Origin of the sequence: Mitsuaria chitosanitabida ATCC BAA-476 = NBRC 102408, from assembly GCF_001598255.1 — a bacterium.
Classification (GTDB): Bacteria; Pseudomonadota; Gammaproteobacteria; order Burkholderiales; family Burkholderiaceae_C; genus Roseateles; species Roseateles chitosanitabidus.
The window spans coordinates 77,170-94,781 of record NZ_BCYP01000036.1 but is presented as its reverse complement, the minus strand read 5'-3'; the positions used below and the strand labels follow the sequence as shown (position 1 = coordinate 94,781).

The window sequence follows — 17,612 nt, the reverse complement described above, 5'->3', positions numbered from 1 at the left end:
CTACAGCGTTGACGCAAGCGCGAAAGGTTGCATGAGTCGCGGCCCTACCAGCATCCACGTCCGATGCCTGGGCCGCGGTTCAGTTCGAAGCACCGCGTCCGCGCTGTTCTAGCGCCAGTTGCGCGATGGCCGCCGCCGCCTCCTTTGGCGAGCACTGCAGCAGCATGTGTGGCGCCTCGATGTCGATCACCCGGCAATCGCCTGACCGGCGCTCGATCTCGCGTGTCGCGCCCGCCGACACCACGCGATCTCGAGTCGCTCGCAGGCACAGCAACGGGACGCGGATCTGGCTGACCGCGTCCAACGCATCGAATGCCAGCACCTGGCTGCCTCGCTTCGCCAGCACCGCCGGCGCCACCCGCGCCAGCGACGCGCGCAAGGCGGCTTGCAGCGCCGGCGTCGCGAAACGACCCAGCAGAAGCGCGCTCATCACGGTCATCGGCATCGAGTGCATCGGCAACCACGCCGCCACGCCCTTGAACGGCGCCAGCATCCGATTCGGATACCGCGCGAACGATGCGCACATCGCCACCGCGCGCAGACCCACCGGCTTCTCCGCCGCGATCCTCAGCGCGACGGGCCCCGAGAAGGACTCGCCCAGCAGCACGAAAGGCTGCTCCCTTGGCAGCGCTGCGCGCACGAACGCCAGGAGCGCCTCGTCATCGAGCCACCGATCGACGGGATAGCGCACGATCACCGGCCTCAGGTCGGCCGGCAGCTCGCGCACGAGCGGCCCGAACAGGTCACCGGTGCCGTCCATCCCCGGCAGCAGCACGAGCGCTGTCGTCACCTCAGAAGAAGGTCCTGACGCCGCCCGTCACTCGGTAGGCGTCGTCGACGAGGTACAGCAGCGGCCACTTGTCGAAGGTCGTGCACGGGTGGCCGACGCCGAAGGCGATCAGGTCGCCGACCTGCAGCGGCAGCGCCCCGTCGCCCTGCGCGTCGACGAAGGCATGCTGGTCGTTGAGCTTGGTCACCGCCCAGTCCGCAGGCGCCATCCGTGGCGCCTCGTGCTGCCCCGCGCGGTACCACCACAGCGGCTGCGGCAGGCAGGCGTCGTAGCTCAGGTCCCGCTTGCCGGCCGTGCAGATCGCGCGGCCGGGCTCGGGCACGGACTGCACCTGCGCCCAGACCTCGATCGCGTTGCGCAGCCCGGGGCCCTCGCCCCACACCGCCCCCGCGCGCTGTCGCAAGCGGTCCTGCATGCGCTCGTACTGCAGGCTGTCGTGGGACAGGTAGCAGCCGCTGCGCAGCACCACGCGCAAGCGGTGGCCGCTGCCGCCGGCATCGACCGCCGCCAAGGTCCGGGCCGCGATGTCGAACAGCGCCGAGCCGCCCGCCGTCAGCAGGACCTCGCCCGGCGCGAACCAGTCCTCCGCGCAGCCCGCGCGGGCCAGCGCCGCCACCGTCTCCACCATCGTGAGCGCGCCCAGCTCGACACGCGCCGTGTCATCGCCGCTGTAGACGCCCTCGAAGGCCTCGACACCGCGCAGCGCGATCGCCGGTGCCGCCGCACGGATCAGGCGACCGAGCGCCAGTCCCTCCTCGACGCTGCGGACGCCCGTGCGCCCCCCCGGCGTGCCGACCTCGAGCAGCACCTGCAGCGGCCGCTTCAGTCCGCGCGCCGCGACCGCGCGGCGCAGCAGGTCCAGGCCCGCCGCCGAGTCCACCAGCGCGTAGAAGTCGAAGTCCTCGTCGGCCTCGAGCTCGCGGAACACCAGCTCCAGATCGGCCGCGCCGAGCAGCTGATTCGCGAGCAGCACCCGCGGCACGCCGAAGCGGCGATAGCTGCGCACATGCGAGGCCGTGGCCGCGGTCATGCCCCAGGCGCCTTCGTCGAACTGGCGCTGGAACAGCTGCGGCGCCATCGTCGTCTTGCCGTGCGGCGCCAGGCTCACGCCCGCGCGCTCGGTGAAGCCGCGCATCCAGCGCGCGTTGTGCGTCAGCGCAGAATCCTTCAGCACCGCCACCGGCAGCGGCAGGTCGCCCGCCAGGACCGACAGGCCCATCGCGCCCAGCGCCCGCAGCGGTCGGCCCTCGGCCCCCGCCGGCAGCCCCTTCAGCGTGCTGGCCAGCGGCGCCTCCTCGATCGCGTCGAGTGCGAGGCGCACCGCGGCGCCGTCCTTCGTGCTCATCGTGTGCCCTTCGTCTTGCGTGTCGTCGGCGCCGTGGCGCCCTTGCCCTTGCCGGCCGGCTTGACCGTCGCCGCCTGCGCCGCGACCGTGGCGCGCGCCACTGCGGACTGCCGCACCGAGGCGCCGACGAAGGTCTCCAGCATCTGGTCCGCCGCCCCGCGGCCCGAGCAGATCGCCATCACCCGGCAGGTCGCGTTCGAGCCCTTCAGGTAGGCATGGCCCATGGTGCTGTCGAAATACATCGAGTCGCCCTGCTTCAGCCGCACCGGCGCGTACAGGTCGGTGTGGAACTCCACCTCCCCGTCCAGGACGTAGACGAACTCCTCGCCCGAGTGCCGGATCAGGCCCCCGAACTCGGCGAGGAACTCGTCCAGCGTGCGCGCCCGCAGCTCCGCGATGATGGGCACCAGCTTCTTGTTGAGCAGCTCCGTCGCCAGGTAGGTCTGGCGGTAGCTGGCGGTCTCCACCACCTGGCCCTCGCCGGCGCGATGGACGATGCGCCGGCCGCTCAGCGCCACGCCCGGCAGCGCCGCCGCGGGACTGGCCTCCAGCAGCTCCGAGATGTCCACCTCCAGCGCCTTGGCCAGCAGCACCAGCTTGTCGTAGGACAGCGAGGCCTGCCCCTTCTCCAGCTTCGAGATCGTCGACACCGCCAGCCCCGTGCGCTGGCTCACGTCGCTCAGCGTCATCTCGCGCCGCTTGCGCAGCGTGCGGATCACCTCACCCGGCGTCGGGCCGGCGTCGTCATGGGCGGTTGCGTTCATGGCCGGAAATATAGCCACGCGCCGACCGCCGTCGACCCCTTCCGTGACTTCCAGCCCCTGGTGTTTTTCCTTATCGGAAATTTTTCTCTCATTCGTCTTTTTTCTCTAATATGGAAAAACATCGAACGACAAGGAAAGTCCGTGAACACTGGTCCTGCGCTTCTTTGCTGTCCCGCCGCCGCGTCCCGACGCGGCCTCCCCGCCCTGCTGCCGCTGGCCGTCGCCCTGCTGGCGGCCTTCCCCGCGGTCCGGGCCCAGCAAGCGCCGCAGGGCCCCGCGCCGGCACCCGCCGCCACCGCGGCCGCCGCCCCTGAGGCCGCGGTGGCCGGTGCCGACGCGGACAAGGACGCGACCGCCCGCCCCCCGAGCGCCCGTCCGACGCCCCAGGTGCTGGACGTCGTCACCATCAGCGCCAGCCGCCGCCGCGAGCCGGCCCGCGACGTGCCCATGCAGGTCAGCGTCATCAGCGCCGAGGGCCTGGAGAAGCGCGGCGCCAAGGCGCTGGGGGACTTCCTCGCCAACGAGCCGGGTGTGAGCATCGGCAGCAACGGCGGTGCCGGCGTGGGCGGCATCAACCTGCGCGGCGTGACCACCGGGGTCGACGTCTCCGCCACCGTCGGCGTCTACGTCGACGAGGTGCAGACCGGCGCGAACGGCGCCAGCGCCGGCGGCAACGGCATGTTCCTGGACATGGGGCTGCTGGACCTGCATCACGTCGAGGTGCTGCGGGGACCGCAGGGCACGCTCTACGGCGCGTCCTCGGTCGGCGGCCTGATCAAGTACGTGACCCACACGCCCGACACCACCGAGCTGTCCGGCAAGGTCTCGCTGGGCGCGAGCACCACCGCCAAGGGCGGCACCGGCAACACGATCGCCGGCGTCCTCAACGTGCCGCTGAAGGAGGACGTGGCCGCCATCCGCGTCGCCGCCTATCGCGACCAGGTACCGGGCCACATCGAGGCCGTCGGTCCGCTGCCGGGCAAGGACACCGACCGCGGCCAGTCCAGCGGCGCGCGGATCTCCGCGCTGGTGACGCCGACCCGCAAGCTCAGCCTGCGCTTCACCGCCACGACGCAGAAGGTCGAGCGCGACGGGCGCGACTTCGTCGACTACGCGGCGGCCACCTCGCAACCGGTCTACGGCGACTTGCGCCATCAGCGCGCGCTGTCCGAGGCGTACCGCCAACGCACCGACCTGTTCTCGGCCGAGGTGGACTACGACTTCGGCTGGGCGCGGCTGGAGGCGATCAGCTCCTACCAACGCCTGCGCTCCGAGAACCAGATCGACGCCAGCACCGCCTACGTCCCGCTGCTGGGCCAGTTCGGCATCCACCTCGACGCGGTGGACGTGCGCATCCCGCTGAACCTGAACCGCAACTCGCAGGAGCTGCGGCTGACCTCGGCGGCGGATCCGCGCTTCGAATGGCTGGTCGGGCTCTACATCGACCGCGAGCGCGGCCGTCAGACGCAGTACGCCGAATCCTTCGTGGGGGGCGCCGCCGGGCCGCGGCTGGCCTACATCGACATCCCCAGCAGCTACCGCGAGGACGCGGTCTTCGGCGACGCGACCTGGAAGTTCGGCGGCGGCTTCTCGCTGACCGGCGGTCTGCGGGTGGCCCGCAACCGGCAGACCTATGTGCAGCAGAGCTCCGGCCTGCTCGCCGGCGGCGACGCTTCCATCGACGCCGCCTCCAAGGACACCAGCCGCACCTACCTGCTCACCGGTCTGTACGCGCTGGACAAGACCAGCAACGTCTACGTCCGCGTCGCCAGCGGCTATCGGCCCGGCGGCCCCAACGCGGTGCTGCGCGACATCAACACCGGCGATCCGCTCGCGCCGCCCAGCTTCCGCCCGGACGAGCTGGTCAGCACCGAGCTGGGCCTGAAGTCCTCGCTGCTGGACCGCAGCCTGCAGCTGGAGGCCGCCATCTTCAACGTCGACTGGAAGGACATCCAGCAGGCCAGCTCGGTCAACGGCGTGTCGGTGGTCGTCAACTCCGGCAAGGCCCGTATCCGCGGCGCCGAGGCCTCCCTGAGCTTCAAGCCCACGCCGCTGTGGAGCCTCTCGGCCAGCGCCTCGTACAACGATGCCAAGCTGACCCAGGACGCCCCCGGCCTGGACGCCAAGTCCGGCGACCGCCTGCCCCGCACGCCGCGACTGTCGATGGCCGTGCAGGCGCAGCGCAACTTCGAGCTGGCCGGCCATCCCGCCTATGCCGGCCTGTCGGTGCGCCACGTCGGCGAGCGCGACGCCGGCATCCCCGGCAGCAGGCAGCTGGTGTCGTACAGGATGCCGGCCTACACGCTGACCGACCTGCAGGCCGGCATCGAGTTCGGCCGCTACAGCCTGGCGCTCTACGCCCGCAACGTCTTCGACCGGCGCGCGCAGCTCTCGGTCTACCCGGCCTTCCTGCCGCTGGGCGGCAATGCCATGGTGTCCGTCGCGCAGCCGCGCACCCTCGGCGCCACGCTGAGCGCCAGCTTCTGAGGTCCCGCATGAGCGCCCTTCCCGATCTCGGCATCTCCGGCACCGGCCCGGCCACGTCCGCGATGCCGCCACCCTCCGGTGGCACGCCCCCTCCTCACGCGAGCCACGCTTCAGCTTCACACGCGGCGTCACCGGCATCGGCATCGGCATCGGCATCGGCATCGGCATCGGCATCGTCGTCGTCGTCGTCGTCGTCGTCGTCGTCGTCGGCATCGTCGTCGACGGCGGCAGCGGCTGCGCCGGTGGCTTCCGCGTCGGCGTCGGCGTCGGCGTCGCATTCAGCGCTGTCACGCGAGCCGTTGCGCGTGTGGCTGCTCGCCTGGTATGGCATCGCCGTGCTGGTGGCGACCTCGGTGCTGGCCGCGATCGACCGCCAGATCCTGGTGCTGCTGGCCGAGCCCATCCGGCAGTCGCTGAGCCTGTCCGACACCAAGCTCGGGCTGCTGCAAGGCGTGGGCATCGCGCTCTTCGCCGGGCTGGCCGCCGTGCCGCTGGGCGGCCTGGCCGATCGGCACGGCCGCAAGCCGGTGCTGGCCGGCTGCGTGCTGCTGTGGACCGCCGCCACCGCCGCCTGTGGCCTGGCGGGGGACTTCCCCGCGCTGTTCATCGCCGCGATCGGCCTGGGCATCGGCGAGGCCGGTCTCGCGCCCGTCGTCTACGGGATGATTCCGGACATCGTCCCGCCTTCGCGCCGCGTGCTGGCCAACGGCATCTTCGCGCTCGCGTCCATCCTTGGCGCGGGACTGGGCATCAGCGTGAGCGGCGCGATGATCGGCGCCATCGCCGACCTGCGGCCCCTGCTGCCGGCATCGATGGCCGGACTCGAGGCCTGGCGCCTGGCCTTCTTCGCGGTGGCCGTCCCCGGCCCACTGATGGCGCTGGCGGTCGTCGCGATCCGCATCCGACCGCCGGCGACGGTGACGGTGACGCCGACAAGCTCGATGCCGGTGGCGACCCCTGACCCCGGCGCCGGCCCTGGCTTCTCCCACTCCTCCGGCTCCTCCACGTCCGCCGTATCCGTCGCGCCCACCGCATCCGGCGCGGTCACGTCGGGCGGCACGTCGTCCGCGGCGGGCTCATCGCCGGCGCCGACCAGCGCCGCGCCGATCACCACGCTGCGCGACTACTTCCGCGCCCACGCCCGCACCGCCTTCGGCATCTTCGGCGGCGCCGGCCTGGGCAGTCTCGGCATCCAGGCCCTGGGCGCCTGGGCGCCGGTGCTGGTCACGCGCAAGTTCGGCGCGACCGCGCAGGACGTCGGCCAGGGCTTCGGCGCGGCCTACATGATCGGCACGCTGGCCGGCGCGCTGCTGGGCGCCTTCGCCGTGAAGCTGCTGCGCCCGCGCACCGGCCCCGCCACCCCGGTGCGGGTGCTCGGCGTCGGCACCGGCCTGGCCGCGCTGGTCTGCGTCGCCCTGCCCTGGGCCGCCAGCGCGCTGCAGGTCTACCTGCTCTTCGGCGCGCAGGTCGTCTGCCTGATCGCGGGAACCGTCGTCGCGCCGACCATCCTCCAGGACATCTCCCCACCGGCGCTGCGCTCGCGCGTCATCGCGCTGGGCACCGTGGTGGTCACGCTGCTCAGCGCCGCCAGCCCGGTGCTGGTGGGCCTGGTCTCCGACGCGCTGAGCGCGCATGCCGGCGCGCTCGCGCTGTCGGTGGCCCTCGTCGCCGCGACCAGCATGGCCGTGGGCGCCGTCCTCACCCGCTGGTCCGAACCTCATTTCGTCCGCACGGTCGCCGAACTGGACGCGCATGCGCCCACGCCGACCGACACCCCCTCACCCCACCACCCTTGAAGAACGGCCTCACCATGTCCGACCTCAAAGCCCCCGCCTCGACCCCCTCGACCACCGCCGCCGAGGCCCTCTCCACCGCCCCGGCCGCCGACGCCAGGAGCGCCGCGCCCGAGACCGCGCCGAAGACCGCGACCCAGCGCCTGGACGAGGTGTTCCAGTCCCTGAACCGCGGCGACGCGCCCGGCCTCGTGGTCGGCATCGCGCAGCAGGGCCGCCCGATCTACCGCCGCGGCTTCGGCCTGGCGAGCGTCGAGTCCATGGTCGCCAACGGGCCCGGCACGCGCATGCGCATCGGCTCGACCAGCAAGCACTTCACCTGCCTGGCCGTGCTGCTGCTGGCCGAGGACGGCAAGCTCGACGTGGACGCCGGCATCCGCCGCTATGTCCCCGAGCTGCCGGCCTCGCTGCCCGATCCCACGCTGCGCCAGCTGATGACGCACACCGGCGGCGGCCGCTGCTATCTGGACGTGGCCTTCCTGGCCGACGGCAACGCCATCCGTCCCAAGGGCGAAGGCCTGAAGACCTTGTGCCTGCAGCGCGGCATCAACTTCCCGCCCGGCGAGCGGATGATCTACAACAACGGCGGCTACCACCTGCTGTCCATCGTGGTGGATCGCATGGCCGGCATGCCGCTGGAGACCTTCCTCAAGCAGCGCATCTTCGACCCGATCGGCATGGTGGACAGCGCCTCGGTCCCGAGCGACTTCGAGGTCCATCCGCACACCGCCGCGCTGCACATTCCGCTGGGTGACGGCAAGTTCCGGCGCGGCATCTTCCCCACCGAGGAGGTCCGTGGCGAGGGCGCCATCATCTCCACCATCGACGACATGCTGCGCTGGCTCGAGCATCTGCGCGCCGAGCGAAAGACCGTGGGATCGGCCGCCTCCTGGGCGCAGATGCTGACGATGACCCGGCTCAACAACGGCACGGTCAATCCCTACGGCCTGGGCCTGATGAAGCACGACTACCGCGGCGTGGAGGTCATCCACCATGCGGGCGGCGTCGTCGGCGGCAGCTGCCAGATGATCACCGTCCCGGCGCATCAGCTGGACATCATCATCATCAACAACGGCGGCGCGATGGCGCCCACCGAGGCCGCCTACAAGGTCATCGACACCCTGCTGGGCGAGGACGGCACGGCCGTGCTGGCGCCGGCCCGCGTCCCGCCCCAGGCCGAGCGCTTCAAGCCCATGATCGGCCGTCGCTACCACGCGCCGGCCTCGGGCTTCTCCTTCGGCTTCGTCGAGACCGAGGGCAAGCTGCAGATCAGCGTGCTGCACTCGCAGGGCCTGCCGCTGCGAGAGGTCGGCGACGAGCTGCTGCTGGCCTTCGAGGACGTGGCCGTCGGCCCGCTGACGCTCAAGACCGCTGACCTGGCCACCGAGGGCACCGCGCCCGCCTCGCTCACGCTCAGCGAGGCCGGCAACGCCGAGCGCTTCGAGCTGCTGCCCGAGCAGGCGCCGTCGCTGCGGGACGTGGGTGCCGCGCTGGTCGGCCGTTACCTGGCGGGCGATCTGGGCGATGCCCAGGCCGAGATCCTCTTCGAGCCGGTCGAGCGCACGGCAGGCCAGGACGCCAAGGACAGCAAGGACGGCGAGCGCCGACTGCTGCTGCGCATCGACGGCCGCTTCGGCGGCAACGAGCTGGCGCTGGAGGCCTTCTCCGCCGACGTCTTCGGCTGGAAGGCCACCAACCCGCTGCTGCCGCTGACCGGCCTGATGTCGGTGCGCCGCCGCGACGGCCGCGTCGTCGGCTTCGAGGTCGACACCACGCGCACCCGGCACATGGCCTTCGACCGCGTCGACGCCTGACCCCACGGACCGCCCCACGAGGAGACCTCCGATGAAAGTCCTGATCGCCCAGTTCGCCACCGAGACCAACACCTTCGCGGCCTTCCCCACCGGCCGCGGTGCCTTCGAGGAGTACGGCATCCACTTCGGCGACGCGACCACGGTCGCGCCCGAGGGGTCCGGCGAGTTCATGCTGTTCCTGCGCCAGATGATCGAGCGCGACGGCCACGAGGTGGCCGAGAGCCTGTGCGCCTTCTCGCAGCCGGCCGGCCGCACGGTGCGCGCGGTCTACGAGGAGCTGCGCGACGCGCTGCTGCAGGACGTGCGCGACGCGATGCCGCTGGACGCGGTCCAGCTGCTGCTGCACGGCGCGATGGCCGCCGACGGCTATGACGACTGCGAGGGCGACGTCATCGCCCGCATCCGCGAGATCGTCGGACCGGACGTGCCCATCGGCGTGGAGCTGGACCTGCACTGCCACTTCACCGAGCTGATGCGGCGCTCCGCCGACGTGCTGATCTGCTTCAAGGAGTACCCGCACATCGACGGCAAGGAGCGCGCGCAGGAGGTCTGGGCGCTGCTGAAGGATTGCGTGGCGGGCCGCATCCAGCCCACGACCGCGGTCTTCGACTGCCGCATGGTCGGCCTGTGGCACACGACGCGCGAGCCGATGCAGTCCTTCGTCGCGCGCATGCAGTCGCTGGAGGGCAAGGACGGCGTGCTGTCGGTGTCGCTGGGGCACGGCTTCCCGTGGGGCGACGTGCCCGAGTCCGGCGCCAAGCTCTGGGTCATCACCGACAACGACCTGCCCCGGGCCCAGCGCCTGGCCGAGCAGCTCGGCCGCGAGTTCTGGGAGCTGCGCGACCTGACCGGCGCGCCGGTGGTCGGCATCGACGAGGCGCTCGATCGCGCGCTGGCGGTGACGGGCGGGCCGGTGGTGCTGGGCGACGGCGCCGACAACCCGGGCGGCGGCGCGCCGGGCGACAGCACCTTCCTGCTGCGCCGCATCCTGGAACGCGGCATCGGCGACGTGGCGCTGGCCGCCTTCTGGGACCTGGGCGCGATCCAGATCTGCAAGGACAGCGGCGTGGGCGCGCGCGTGGACCTGCGTCTCGGCGGCAAGTGCGGCCCGAGCTCCGGTGATCCGGTGGACCTGCGCGTCACCGTCAAGGCGGTGCTGGAACAGCACTCGCAGAGCGCCATGGGGGCGCGCGCGCCGCTGGGCGCGTCGGTCTGGGTGCAGGCGGAGAACGGCATCGACCTCGTGCTGGCGAGCGTGCGCTCGCAGGTCTTCGGGACCGACGCCTTCACCGGGCTGGGCATCGACCTGTCGGCGAAGAAGTTGGTGGTGGTCAAGTCGACGCAGCACTTCCACGCCGAGTTCGCGCCGATCGCGAAGGAGGTGATCTATGTGGCCTCGCCGGGCGCGCTGACCTCGGACATCGCCAACATCCCGTACCAGGTGCGTGATCGGCAGTACTGGCCTCGCGTGGCCGATCCGCACGGCTGGCTGTGAAGGGGATGGCGCATCACATGCAGGACCAGTCCTTCGATTTCATCGTCGTGGGCGGCGGCATGGCGGGGCTCTCCGCCGCCGCCGAGCTGTCGCGCCACGCGCGGGTCGCGCTCGTCGAGCGCGAGTCGCAGCCCGGCTACCACGCCACCGGCCGCTCCGCGGCGCTCTACAGCGAGCTCTACGGCAACGCCGCGATCCGCGCGCTCACGCGCGCCAGCCGCGGCTTCTACTTCGAGCCGCCCGCCGGCTTCGCCGCCTATCCGCTGGTGAGCCCGCGCGAGACCATGTACTTCGCCGGTCCGGACGAAGCCCAGGAGCTGGACGCGCTGGCGGCGGCGCTCGGCGCCTCCAGCGGTCTACGTCGGCTGACCGCGGCGCAGGCGCTCGACAAGGCCCCCGTCTTCCGCGAGGGCTACCTGGAAGGCGCGCTGCTGGAGACGGGCTCGGCGGACATCGACGTGTCGGGGCTGCTGCTCGGCTATGCGGCCCTGGCGCGACATCACGGGGTCACGTCCTGCTTCGGACGCGCGGTGCATCGCATCGATCGGGTCGGGCCGGACTGGCGCATCACGCTCGGCGAGGGACAGGGGGAAGGCACGCAGCGCCTGAGCGCGCCGGTGCTGATCAACGCGGCCGGCGCCTGGGGCGACGAGCTCGCCGCGCTGGCCGGCGTGCCCGGCGTGGGCCTGGTGCCGAAGCGGCGCACGGCCGTGCTGATCGAGGTGCCGCGCGAGCTGCCGGCGCACGGCTGGCCGGCGGCCATCCATGTGGGCGAGCAGTTCTACTTCAAGCCGGATGCGGGATTGCTGCTGCTCTCCCCCGCCGACGAGACCCCGTCCGCGCCCTGCGACGCGCAGCCGGACGAGTTCGACATCGCCGTCGCGGTGGACCGCTTCGAGCAGGCCACCGGCGCGCAGGTGCGCAAGCTGCGCGGACGCTGGGCGGGGCTGCGCAGCTTCGTCGCGGACAAGACGCCGGTGGTGGGCTACGACGCGGACGCGCCGGGCTTTTTCTGGCTGGTCGGCCAGGGCGGCTACGGCATCCAGACGGCGCCCGCGATGGCACGCCTCACGGCGGCACTGGCGCGGGGGTTGGCGGTGCCGGAGGACATCGCCGCCCAAGGCCTGAAGGCGGAGGCATTGACGCCCGCGCGCTGGCGGGCGAGGACGTCGACGGCGGAGATGGGCTGAACGGTGACGCCGGGTCACTCCGCCGCCAACTGCTGGCGGCACAGCGGCGGGACGGCGACGTCGCTCGCCATCACGATGCCGTAGCCGGACACGTCGCTGGGCTGCGGCGCGCCGATCGGGATGGTCGATCGAAGCAGAGCGGCCTTGACCTGTTGGGGACTCGGCCGGGTCGAGCAGGACAGCAGCACGGCGGCGATCCCCGCCGCATGCGGCGCCGCGGCCGACGTGCCGAAGAAGGGGTTCAGGCCGCCGCCGGCGGGCAGGCTCGTCGTGACACCGTTGGCCGCGGCGATGTCCGGCTTCTGATAGACGCGGCCGCCGCTCGCCGACAGGTTCCCGGGGGTGATGGGCGTGCCGTCGCTCTCGTAGAACATGCGACGCGGCCCATCCGAGCTGAACTGCTCGACCACGTACTTCCCCTGTCCGGAGAACGAGGCGAGCGGGGACGGGACACGGATGGCGGCCACGGAGAAGGCCAGATCCGCGACGCTGGCATTGTGGCCACGCACGTTGCCGCCCGTGCCGAACCGCAGCACCGCGCGGCCGGTGTCCAGGTGGAGAAAGCGCGCCTGCGCGTCGCCCGCCTTCACGATGACGATGCTCTCGCCCGGGCGGATGCCTTCCACCGACTGGTACGGGTCCTGGGTGCCGCTCTGGGTGGTCGTCGACGAACGCACGACCTGCCCCTTGTTGTTGACCACGAACAGGTTGTACTGGCTCCTGGACGCGCCCAGCGGATCGGACCAGAACAGATCGACCCGGTCGGCCTGCGTGGCCTTGTCGACGGTGTTCAGCGTGGCCCGTTTCGCCTGATCGAAGACGTGCAGCCGTCCTGGCGCGCCCGGCCCCTGCAAGCCGCCCAGGGCCGGCCCGCCATCGGAGAAGTCCCCCTCCCAGGTGCCGGAGGTCCCCAGCGGCTTGTTGCCGGAGTTGCGCGCGGAGGAGAAGTACAGAACCCCGCGCGCCGTCACCCGACGGACCGCGATCGAGATCGGTCCGTCCTGGAACGGACTCTCGTTGTAGTAGGTGAGGTCGTCCACGATGACCTGGCATCCCTGATCCGCCAGGGCCAGGATGTTGGCGGCCATCTGCGCCGGTCCGCCGTAGCCCGTCGCGAAGACGATCTGCGCCTTCGGCGCCAGCGCGTGCACGATCTCCGCCATCGCCAGACCTTCGCCCTCGCCCTCGCCTTCCTGCTCCGGCAGCGTGGACAGCAGCGCCGCGTCGATGGTGCCCCGATCGATGGCGTTGCGCAGTGCGCCATAGCCGTCATCGATGCTGTCGGACAGCACGCCGACCCGGATGCCCTCGCCGAACGCCGCGATGTCCTTCTGGAAACCCTCGACCCCGTGGGCAATGCGCCCTTCCACGGCGGCGATCGCGTTCTTGCGTGCCCGCACGGCGGGCAGGATCTGCCGGACGTCCTCGCGCGCGGCGAGCTGCTCGATGCTCTCGAGCGGCATCGAGGCCCGTACCGCGTCGAACTCCGCATGCTCGCTCTTGACTTTGCCGCCCAGGCGGGCGATCTCGCCCAGCAGGTCGTCCGACACCTTCGCGTTGATGTCGATCAGCACGCCTTCGTCCGTGCGGGTCAACGGGCCTGCCTTCATCATCGGCGCGTTGGCCGACACCGCGCCGGTCGACGACGCCTTGAGCGCATCCAGCAGGTGCGAGGACATCTTCTGCTGCGCCGGATTGCGGTTCGCCGTCTCGGCCTGGAGCGCGGCGATCTGCGGCTTGGTCTTGTCCGCGATGTCCTGCGACGACTGCGCCGCCGCCGTCATGGCGCAGGACCAGAGCATCGCCGCGGCCAGCGGTCTCGCGTACCCGCCCGTCCTTGCATCGGTCGTCATGTCGACTCCTGGTTGCCGCACGCACGGTGCGATGGAGCCGCATTGGAGGCCCGGGCGCATGGGGTCGCATCCCCAAGACTGCGGATCCGCCCGGTGTCCGGCTCGTGCCGGTCGTCAAGCTTGAGGATGACGAGGGCCGCGCGAGCGGGGCCAATGACGGGTCAGAACAACCAAGTCGGAGGGAATGCATGCACCCGTCATCGCTCACGCAACGAGCCGTGGTTCTCCTGTGCGTCGCGTCGCTGGGCGGATGCTCGGTCTGGCCGATCGAGAAGAAGTACGACCGCGCGGAACTGGCCAAGGGCGCGGCCATGCCGGCCGCGGTGTCCGTGGACGATGCCAAGAAGATCGCCCAGGGATGGTCGGACCAGCTTCAGGAAGCCACGCGCGATCGGGTGGTCCAGGGCATCGTGGCCAAGGAGGTGCTCTTCTACGGCACCCTGCTGCTGACGGCGGGGGCGGTGCAACTGTCGCGCGGCGCCTCGGACGGCTGGCGCCGGGTGCGCAACGTCGGCGCGGGCGCGGCCGCGGGATCCGAACTGTTCAGCTCCCACTACCAGACGGCCGATCAGGCCATGGCGTTCCAGAAGGCGTCGGCGCAGATGACCTGCATGATCGAGTCGCTGCAGCCCATCCCGGATCGCGCCGAGTACCTCGCGCTCTTCGACGATGACGAGAAGGCCAGGGTCAACGCCGGCTTGACGGCGGACCCCAAGGACCTGGACGCGCTCTACAACGCGGTCCCTCGACAGACCCTGCACTTCATGGAGCAGACCGTGCTCCCGAATCTGCAGGCGGAGCTCAAGTCCGTGCGGCTGGGCACCCCCTCGAAGGAGGAACTGACCACCTTGGTCGACAAGTACAAGACCGCGAAGGACTCCGGCACGGCCGGCGCCAACAATGTCGGTACACCGGACAACGCGGCCGTGAACAACGTGCACGGCTTGCTGTCCCGCAACGGCATCGTCGCGCAGCCCTCGGCGGAGGTGATCAAGTTGCGGCGCAAGGAAGTGGTGGCCGCGCTCGCCGCCTACAGCAGCGCGATCGCGCTGTGCCGTCCGACTTGAACAAGGCCACTCGAGCAAAGAAAAAGCCGCTTGGGAGAACCCAAGCGGCTTTTCAGATTGGTGCCGATGAAGAGAGTCGAACTCCCGACCTTCGCATTACGAATGCGCTGCTCTACCAACTGAGCTACATCGGCGCTGTCGCGAACAACAGAGTCTAAGAGTATAGGCGAACTTTTCGGGGTCGACAAGCTTCCGGGAGATTTTTTCGTCTCACTCCTCGCCCAGGTTCGCCTGCACGCGCTTGAGCAGCGCCATCAGCTGCTGATGCTCCGCCGCGCTCAGCCCCGTCACCGCGTGCGCGGACAGCTGCCGTGCCTGGCGCTTGAGCTCGCGCTGCACCGCCTCGCCAGCCTCGCTCAGCCGCAGCCGCACCTGACGGCGATCGACCTCATCGGTCTCCGCGTCCAGCAGGCCCTTGTCCCGCAGGCCCTTGATCAGGCGCGCCAGCTGCGCCTTGTCCCGACCGCTGTGCTGCGCCAGGTCGCTCTGCGTGCCGCCGGGATGCCGGTCGAAGAACCCCAGCACCTTCCCCTCCATGTGCGTGATGTCGCTGGGACTGTCGCGCAGGAAGCGGTATTGCCGGGCCCGGTACTGATGCATCACCGTGTGGATCAGCTCCAGCACGTCGTCGTCCTTGCCCCTACGGCCGGTGGTGTTGGTTGACATTGTCAATCGTTCTCCGCAAGATGGTGGACATTGTCAACGAAGAGAAGCAACCCGGCAATGACGACCGACACCCCCGACAACGCCCCCACCCGCGCATCCCTGGACACCGCCACCCCCGCACCGGCCGATAGCCGCGTGCAGCGCGTCCGCCACGAGATCAAGCGTCGCGAGCTCTCCGTGCTCGCGGTCGACGACGTGACGCCCAACTTCCGCCGCGTGACGCTGGGCGGCGACTCGCTGTCCGACTTCATCAGCGCCTCCTTCGACGATCACGTGAAGCTGATCTTCGACGCCAGCGGCGAGACACCGGTGATGCGCGACTACACCCCTCGCCGCTACGACAACGCGGCGCGCGAGCTGGTGCTCGAGTTCGCGCAGCACGGCGACGGCCCCGCCGCGGCCTGGGCCGCCGGCGCGCGACCCGGCCAGACGCTGACCGTCGCGGGACCGCGCGGCTCCTTCGTCATCCCGACCGATTTCGACTGGCACCTGCTCGCCGGCGACGAGACCGCCCTGCCCGCCATCGCGCGGCGGCTCGAGGAGTTGCCTGCCGGCACGCGCGCGATCGTGCTGCTGGACGTGCCCGAGAACGACCGCCGCGCGCTGCCAAGCCGGGCCTCGCTGGACCTGCGCTGGGTCGACGGACCGGCCGCGCTGCTGGAGGCGGCGCGCGCGCTGACCTTGCCCGGTGGCGAGGGCTATGCCTGGTGCGCCGGCGAGGCCGCCGCGATGGCCGAGCTGCGTCGCATCCTGGTCGACGAGAAGGGCCACGACCGCCACGCCATCCGCGCCGCCGCCTACTGGAAGCGCGGCGCGAGCAGCCACCACGAGAACCTCGAATGAGCGCTCGGCGTGTCGAGGCCCTGCGCCCGCCTCGAGCCCGCATCGAGCCGGCGCTGAACCGGCGTTGATCGGCGCGGCGCGTGGCACTGCCGCCGGCGTCGGTCCGAAGGGCTCACGCGTCGATCACGGTCCCCGTGGCACACTGCGCCCCGCCCGGACCGGAGGCGGGCTCACGTGATCGCTGCTGTCCTGCATGACCCGCGCTGGCGCGCCGCCTGGCGCCTGCTGTTCCTGGTGCTGATCGGCGTCGTGAGCTGGCTCGCGTTCTCCCCGAATCCACCACCGGCGGCCGATCTGGGCTGGGACAAGGCCAATCACTTCGCCGCCTTCGCCACGCTCACCGTCGTGGCGATGCAGAGCCTGCGCACGGGCCGGCGCCGCGTCTGGATCGTGCTGCTGGCGATGCTCGCCTACGGCATCCTGATCGAGCTGGTGCAGTCCCAGATCCCCGGCCGGGACGCCGACGTGCGCGACGTCGCCGCCGACATGGTCGGCGCCTTCATCGGCGTCGCGCTGCACGCCGTGATCATCCGCCTGGCCGGGCGCCTCAAGGTGCCGTCGGATCCGGCTCGCTGAACTCGCGCCGCGCCATCGCGATCGCGACCGCCTGGGCGCGGTTGTTGGCGCCCAGCTTGCGCAGGATCTTGCGCACGTGGTTCTTCACCGTGAACATGCTGATGCCCAGCTGGATCGCGATGCCCTCGTTGCTCAGGCCCGCGCGCAGGCCTTCCACGATCTGCTGTTCCCGCGGCGTCACCAGCATGCCGATGCGGCGCGGCAAGGCCTGACCCCGCTGCTGCAGCCGCGAGCGGCGCCAGGCCGCGTGCAGCGACGGCGTCATCAGCTCGAAGCGCTGCATCTGCTCTTCGTCCCAGTCGTCGCCGCCGAGCAGGAACAGGCTCTGCGGTCGGTCCCCGTCGCCCGCGATGCCGTGCAGGGCCAGCGTGCGCAGGCCCGCCTCGAGCAGCGGCTGGAAGAGCGCGAACGGCGCCTCGCTGGCGACATCGAGGCGCACCGGCCGGCGGCCCTCGCCCCAGCGACGGATCAGGTGCAACCACAGCCCATGGTCCGGCGTCTCCAGCTGCGCCTGCAGCGTGGTGCCGATGGGCTTCAGGTGGAAGAGCTGTGCCTGCAGGCGCGGCGACGGCGGCACGTCGGTCGCGCAGACCAGCAGGCGATGCGGCAGCAGCGGCTGCAGCCGGCTCTGGCTCCAGACGAAGAACTGCGCCGGCGTGGCGGGCTGGCGCGCGCTCCACATCGCCTCCAGCAGGCGCTCGCCGAGCACGCGCTCCTGCAGCCAGGCCAGCGGCAACGCGTCGCCGCCCTCGGCGACACGCTCGGCGCGGTCGAAGCGGTCGGGGGGCAATGGCGTCGGAAAGGGCTGCGTCATGGACATGGGACGATGCGTGAGCCGGGTCGCCCGCAGCCTGCCGGTCCGCGATGACGGCGCGATGAACGAATCGCGACGCCTGATACGCCTCTTCACCCGAACTCGGCCGGAGGCG

General features: G+C 71.2%; 15 protein-coding genes and 1 tRNA gene. 8 read left to right on the top strand and 8 right to left on the bottom strand.

All coding sequences use genetic code 11. From position 1 onward, the window contains the following. Positions 1-79: 79 nt before the first annotated feature. From MCHT01_RS22225 to MCHT01_RS22215, 3 genes are read right to left on the bottom strand one after another with little or no spacing between them, the layout of a single operon-like run. A complete protein-coding gene (locus MCHT01_RS22225) occupies positions 80-790 on the bottom strand; it encodes an alpha/beta fold hydrolase (RefSeq protein WP_148661669.1) in 711 nt (236 codons plus the stop codon). Position 791: 1 nt separating this feature from the next. After that, positions 792-2,135 (bottom strand): alanine racemase, encoded by a 1,344-nt coding sequence (locus MCHT01_RS22220; protein WP_148661668.1) that lies wholly within the window; start codon positions 2,133-2,135, stop codon positions 792-794. After that, entirely contained in the window at positions 2,132-2,899 is a 768-nt protein-coding gene (locus MCHT01_RS22215; protein WP_067068879.1) for a helix-turn-helix domain-containing protein, read from the bottom strand. The genes MCHT01_RS22220 and MCHT01_RS22215 overlap by 4 nt, the downstream gene beginning before the upstream one ends. Before the next feature lie 141 nt (positions 2,900-3,040). Between MCHT01_RS22215 and MCHT01_RS22210 the strand changes: the two genes are divergently transcribed. After that, positions 3,041-5,386: a TonB-dependent receptor gene (locus MCHT01_RS22210; protein ID WP_067068876.1), complete on the top strand. Its 2,346-nt coding sequence runs from the start codon at positions 3,041-3,043 to the stop codon at positions 5,384-5,386. Between the two features lie 94 nt (positions 5,387-5,480). On the opposite strand, the gene MCHT01_RS26920 is transcribed toward MCHT01_RS22210, so the two are convergent. Then, positions 5,481-5,717: a hypothetical protein gene (locus MCHT01_RS26920; RefSeq protein WP_067068873.1), complete on the bottom strand. Its 237-nt coding sequence runs from the start codon at positions 5,715-5,717 to the stop codon at positions 5,481-5,483. Here MCHT01_RS26920 and MCHT01_RS22200 point away from each other — a divergent pair. The 4 genes from MCHT01_RS22200 to MCHT01_RS22185 are packed head-to-tail and all read left to right on the top strand — an operon-like array spanning position 5,692 to position 11,678. Beyond that, positions 5,692-7,182, top strand: coding sequence for an MFS transporter (locus tag MCHT01_RS22200; protein WP_169806194.1), 1,491 nt, complete (start codon positions 5,692-5,694; stop codon positions 7,180-7,182). The genes MCHT01_RS26920 and MCHT01_RS22200 overlap by 26 nt on opposite strands. A gap of 14 nt (positions 7,183-7,196) precedes the next feature. Continuing rightward, on the top strand, positions 7,197-8,993 hold the full coding sequence (locus MCHT01_RS22195) for a serine hydrolase domain-containing protein (protein WP_067068867.1): 1,797 nt from the start codon (positions 7,197-7,199) through the stop codon (positions 8,991-8,993). Positions 8,994-9,024: 31 nt separating this feature from the next. After that, entirely contained in the window at positions 9,025-10,488 is a 1,464-nt protein-coding gene (locus MCHT01_RS22190) for a M81 family metallopeptidase (protein ID WP_067068865.1), read from the top strand. A gap of 17 nt (positions 10,489-10,505) precedes the next feature. Beyond that, complete coding sequence (locus tag MCHT01_RS22185) at positions 10,506-11,678, top strand: NAD(P)/FAD-dependent oxidoreductase (RefSeq protein WP_067068998.1); 1,173 nt, start codon at positions 10,506-10,508, stop codon at positions 11,676-11,678. A gap of 14 nt (positions 11,679-11,692) precedes the next feature. On the opposite strand, the gene MCHT01_RS22180 is transcribed toward MCHT01_RS22185, so the two are convergent. Beyond that, positions 11,693-13,531: a S8 family serine peptidase gene (locus MCHT01_RS22180; protein ID WP_169806193.1), complete on the bottom strand. Its 1,839-nt coding sequence runs from the start codon at positions 13,529-13,531 to the stop codon at positions 11,693-11,695. Positions 13,532-13,749: 218 nt separating this feature from the next. On the opposite strand from MCHT01_RS22180, the gene MCHT01_RS22175 reads away from it, so the two are divergent. Further along, positions 13,750-14,598: a hypothetical protein gene (locus tag MCHT01_RS22175; RefSeq protein WP_067068860.1), complete on the top strand. Its 849-nt coding sequence runs from the start codon at positions 13,750-13,752 to the stop codon at positions 14,596-14,598. Positions 14,599-14,656: 58 nt separating this feature from the next. Here the strand turns inward: MCHT01_RS22175 and MCHT01_RS22170 are convergent. Together MCHT01_RS22170 and MCHT01_RS22165 are read right to left on the bottom strand one after the other, a co-directional pair. Next, a tRNA-Thr gene (locus MCHT01_RS22170) sits at positions 14,657-14,732 on the bottom strand. Positions 14,733-14,808: 76 nt separating this feature from the next. Further along, positions 14,809-15,264: a MarR family winged helix-turn-helix transcriptional regulator gene (locus tag MCHT01_RS22165; RefSeq protein ID WP_067068857.1), complete on the bottom strand. Its 456-nt coding sequence runs from the start codon at positions 15,262-15,264 to the stop codon at positions 14,809-14,811. 57 nt (positions 15,265-15,321) lie between these two features. Between MCHT01_RS22165 and MCHT01_RS22160 the strand changes: the two genes are divergently transcribed. Together MCHT01_RS22160 and MCHT01_RS22155 are read left to right on the top strand one after the other, a co-directional pair. After that, positions 15,322-16,107 carry a siderophore-interacting protein gene (locus tag MCHT01_RS22160; RefSeq protein WP_084453217.1) on the top strand — a complete coding sequence of 262 codons (786 nt, stop codon included), beginning with the start codon at positions 15,322-15,324 and terminating at the stop codon, positions 16,105-16,107. 174 nt (positions 16,108-16,281) lie between these two features. Further along, a complete protein-coding gene (locus MCHT01_RS22155) occupies positions 16,282-16,683 on the top strand; it encodes a VanZ family protein (RefSeq protein ID WP_067068854.1) in 402 nt (133 codons plus the stop codon). Here the strand turns inward: MCHT01_RS22155 and MCHT01_RS22150 are convergent. Continuing rightward, positions 16,655-17,497, bottom strand: coding sequence for a helix-turn-helix transcriptional regulator (locus MCHT01_RS22150; protein WP_169806192.1), 843 nt, complete (start codon positions 17,495-17,497; stop codon positions 16,655-16,657). The two genes, MCHT01_RS22155 and MCHT01_RS22150, sit on opposite strands and share 29 nt — an antisense overlap. Between the last annotated feature and the right edge of the window lie 115 nt (positions 17,498-17,612).

Excerpts from the sequence above, each read along its gene's own strand:
- MCHT01_RS22220 (WP_148661668.1), bottom strand. The coding sequence starts at position 2,135 with ATGAGCACGAAGGACGGCGCCGCGGTGCGCCTCGCACTCGACGCGATC.
- MCHT01_RS22215 (WP_067068879.1), bottom strand. The coding sequence starts at position 2,899 with ATGAACGCAACCGCCCATGACGACGCCGGCCCGACGCCGGGTGAGGTG.
- MCHT01_RS26920 (WP_067068873.1), bottom strand. The coding sequence starts at position 5,717 with ATGCCATACCAGGCGAGCAGCCACACGCGCAACGGCTCGCGTGACAGC.
- MCHT01_RS22195 (WP_067068867.1), top strand. The coding sequence starts at position 7,197 with ATGTCCGACCTCAAAGCCCCCGCCTCGACCCCCTCGACCACCGCCGCC.
- MCHT01_RS22190 (WP_067068865.1), top strand. The coding sequence starts at position 9,025 with ATGAAAGTCCTGATCGCCCAGTTCGCCACCGAGACCAACACCTTCGCG.
- MCHT01_RS22185 (WP_067068998.1), top strand. The coding sequence starts at position 10,506 with ATGCAGGACCAGTCCTTCGATTTCATCGTCGTGGGCGGCGGCATGGCG.
- MCHT01_RS22180 (WP_169806193.1), bottom strand. The coding sequence starts at position 13,531 with ATGACGACCGATGCAAGGACGGGCGGGTACGCGAGACCGCTGGCCGCG.
- MCHT01_RS22165 (WP_067068857.1), bottom strand. The coding sequence starts at position 15,264 with ATGTCAACCAACACCACCGGCCGTAGGGGCAAGGACGACGACGTGCTG.
- MCHT01_RS22160 (WP_084453217.1), top strand. The coding sequence starts at position 15,322 with ATGACGACCGACACCCCCGACAACGCCCCCACCCGCGCATCCCTGGAC.
- MCHT01_RS22150 (WP_169806192.1), bottom strand. The coding sequence starts at position 17,497 with ATGACGCAGCCCTTTCCGACGCCATTGCCCCCCGACCGCTTCGACCGC.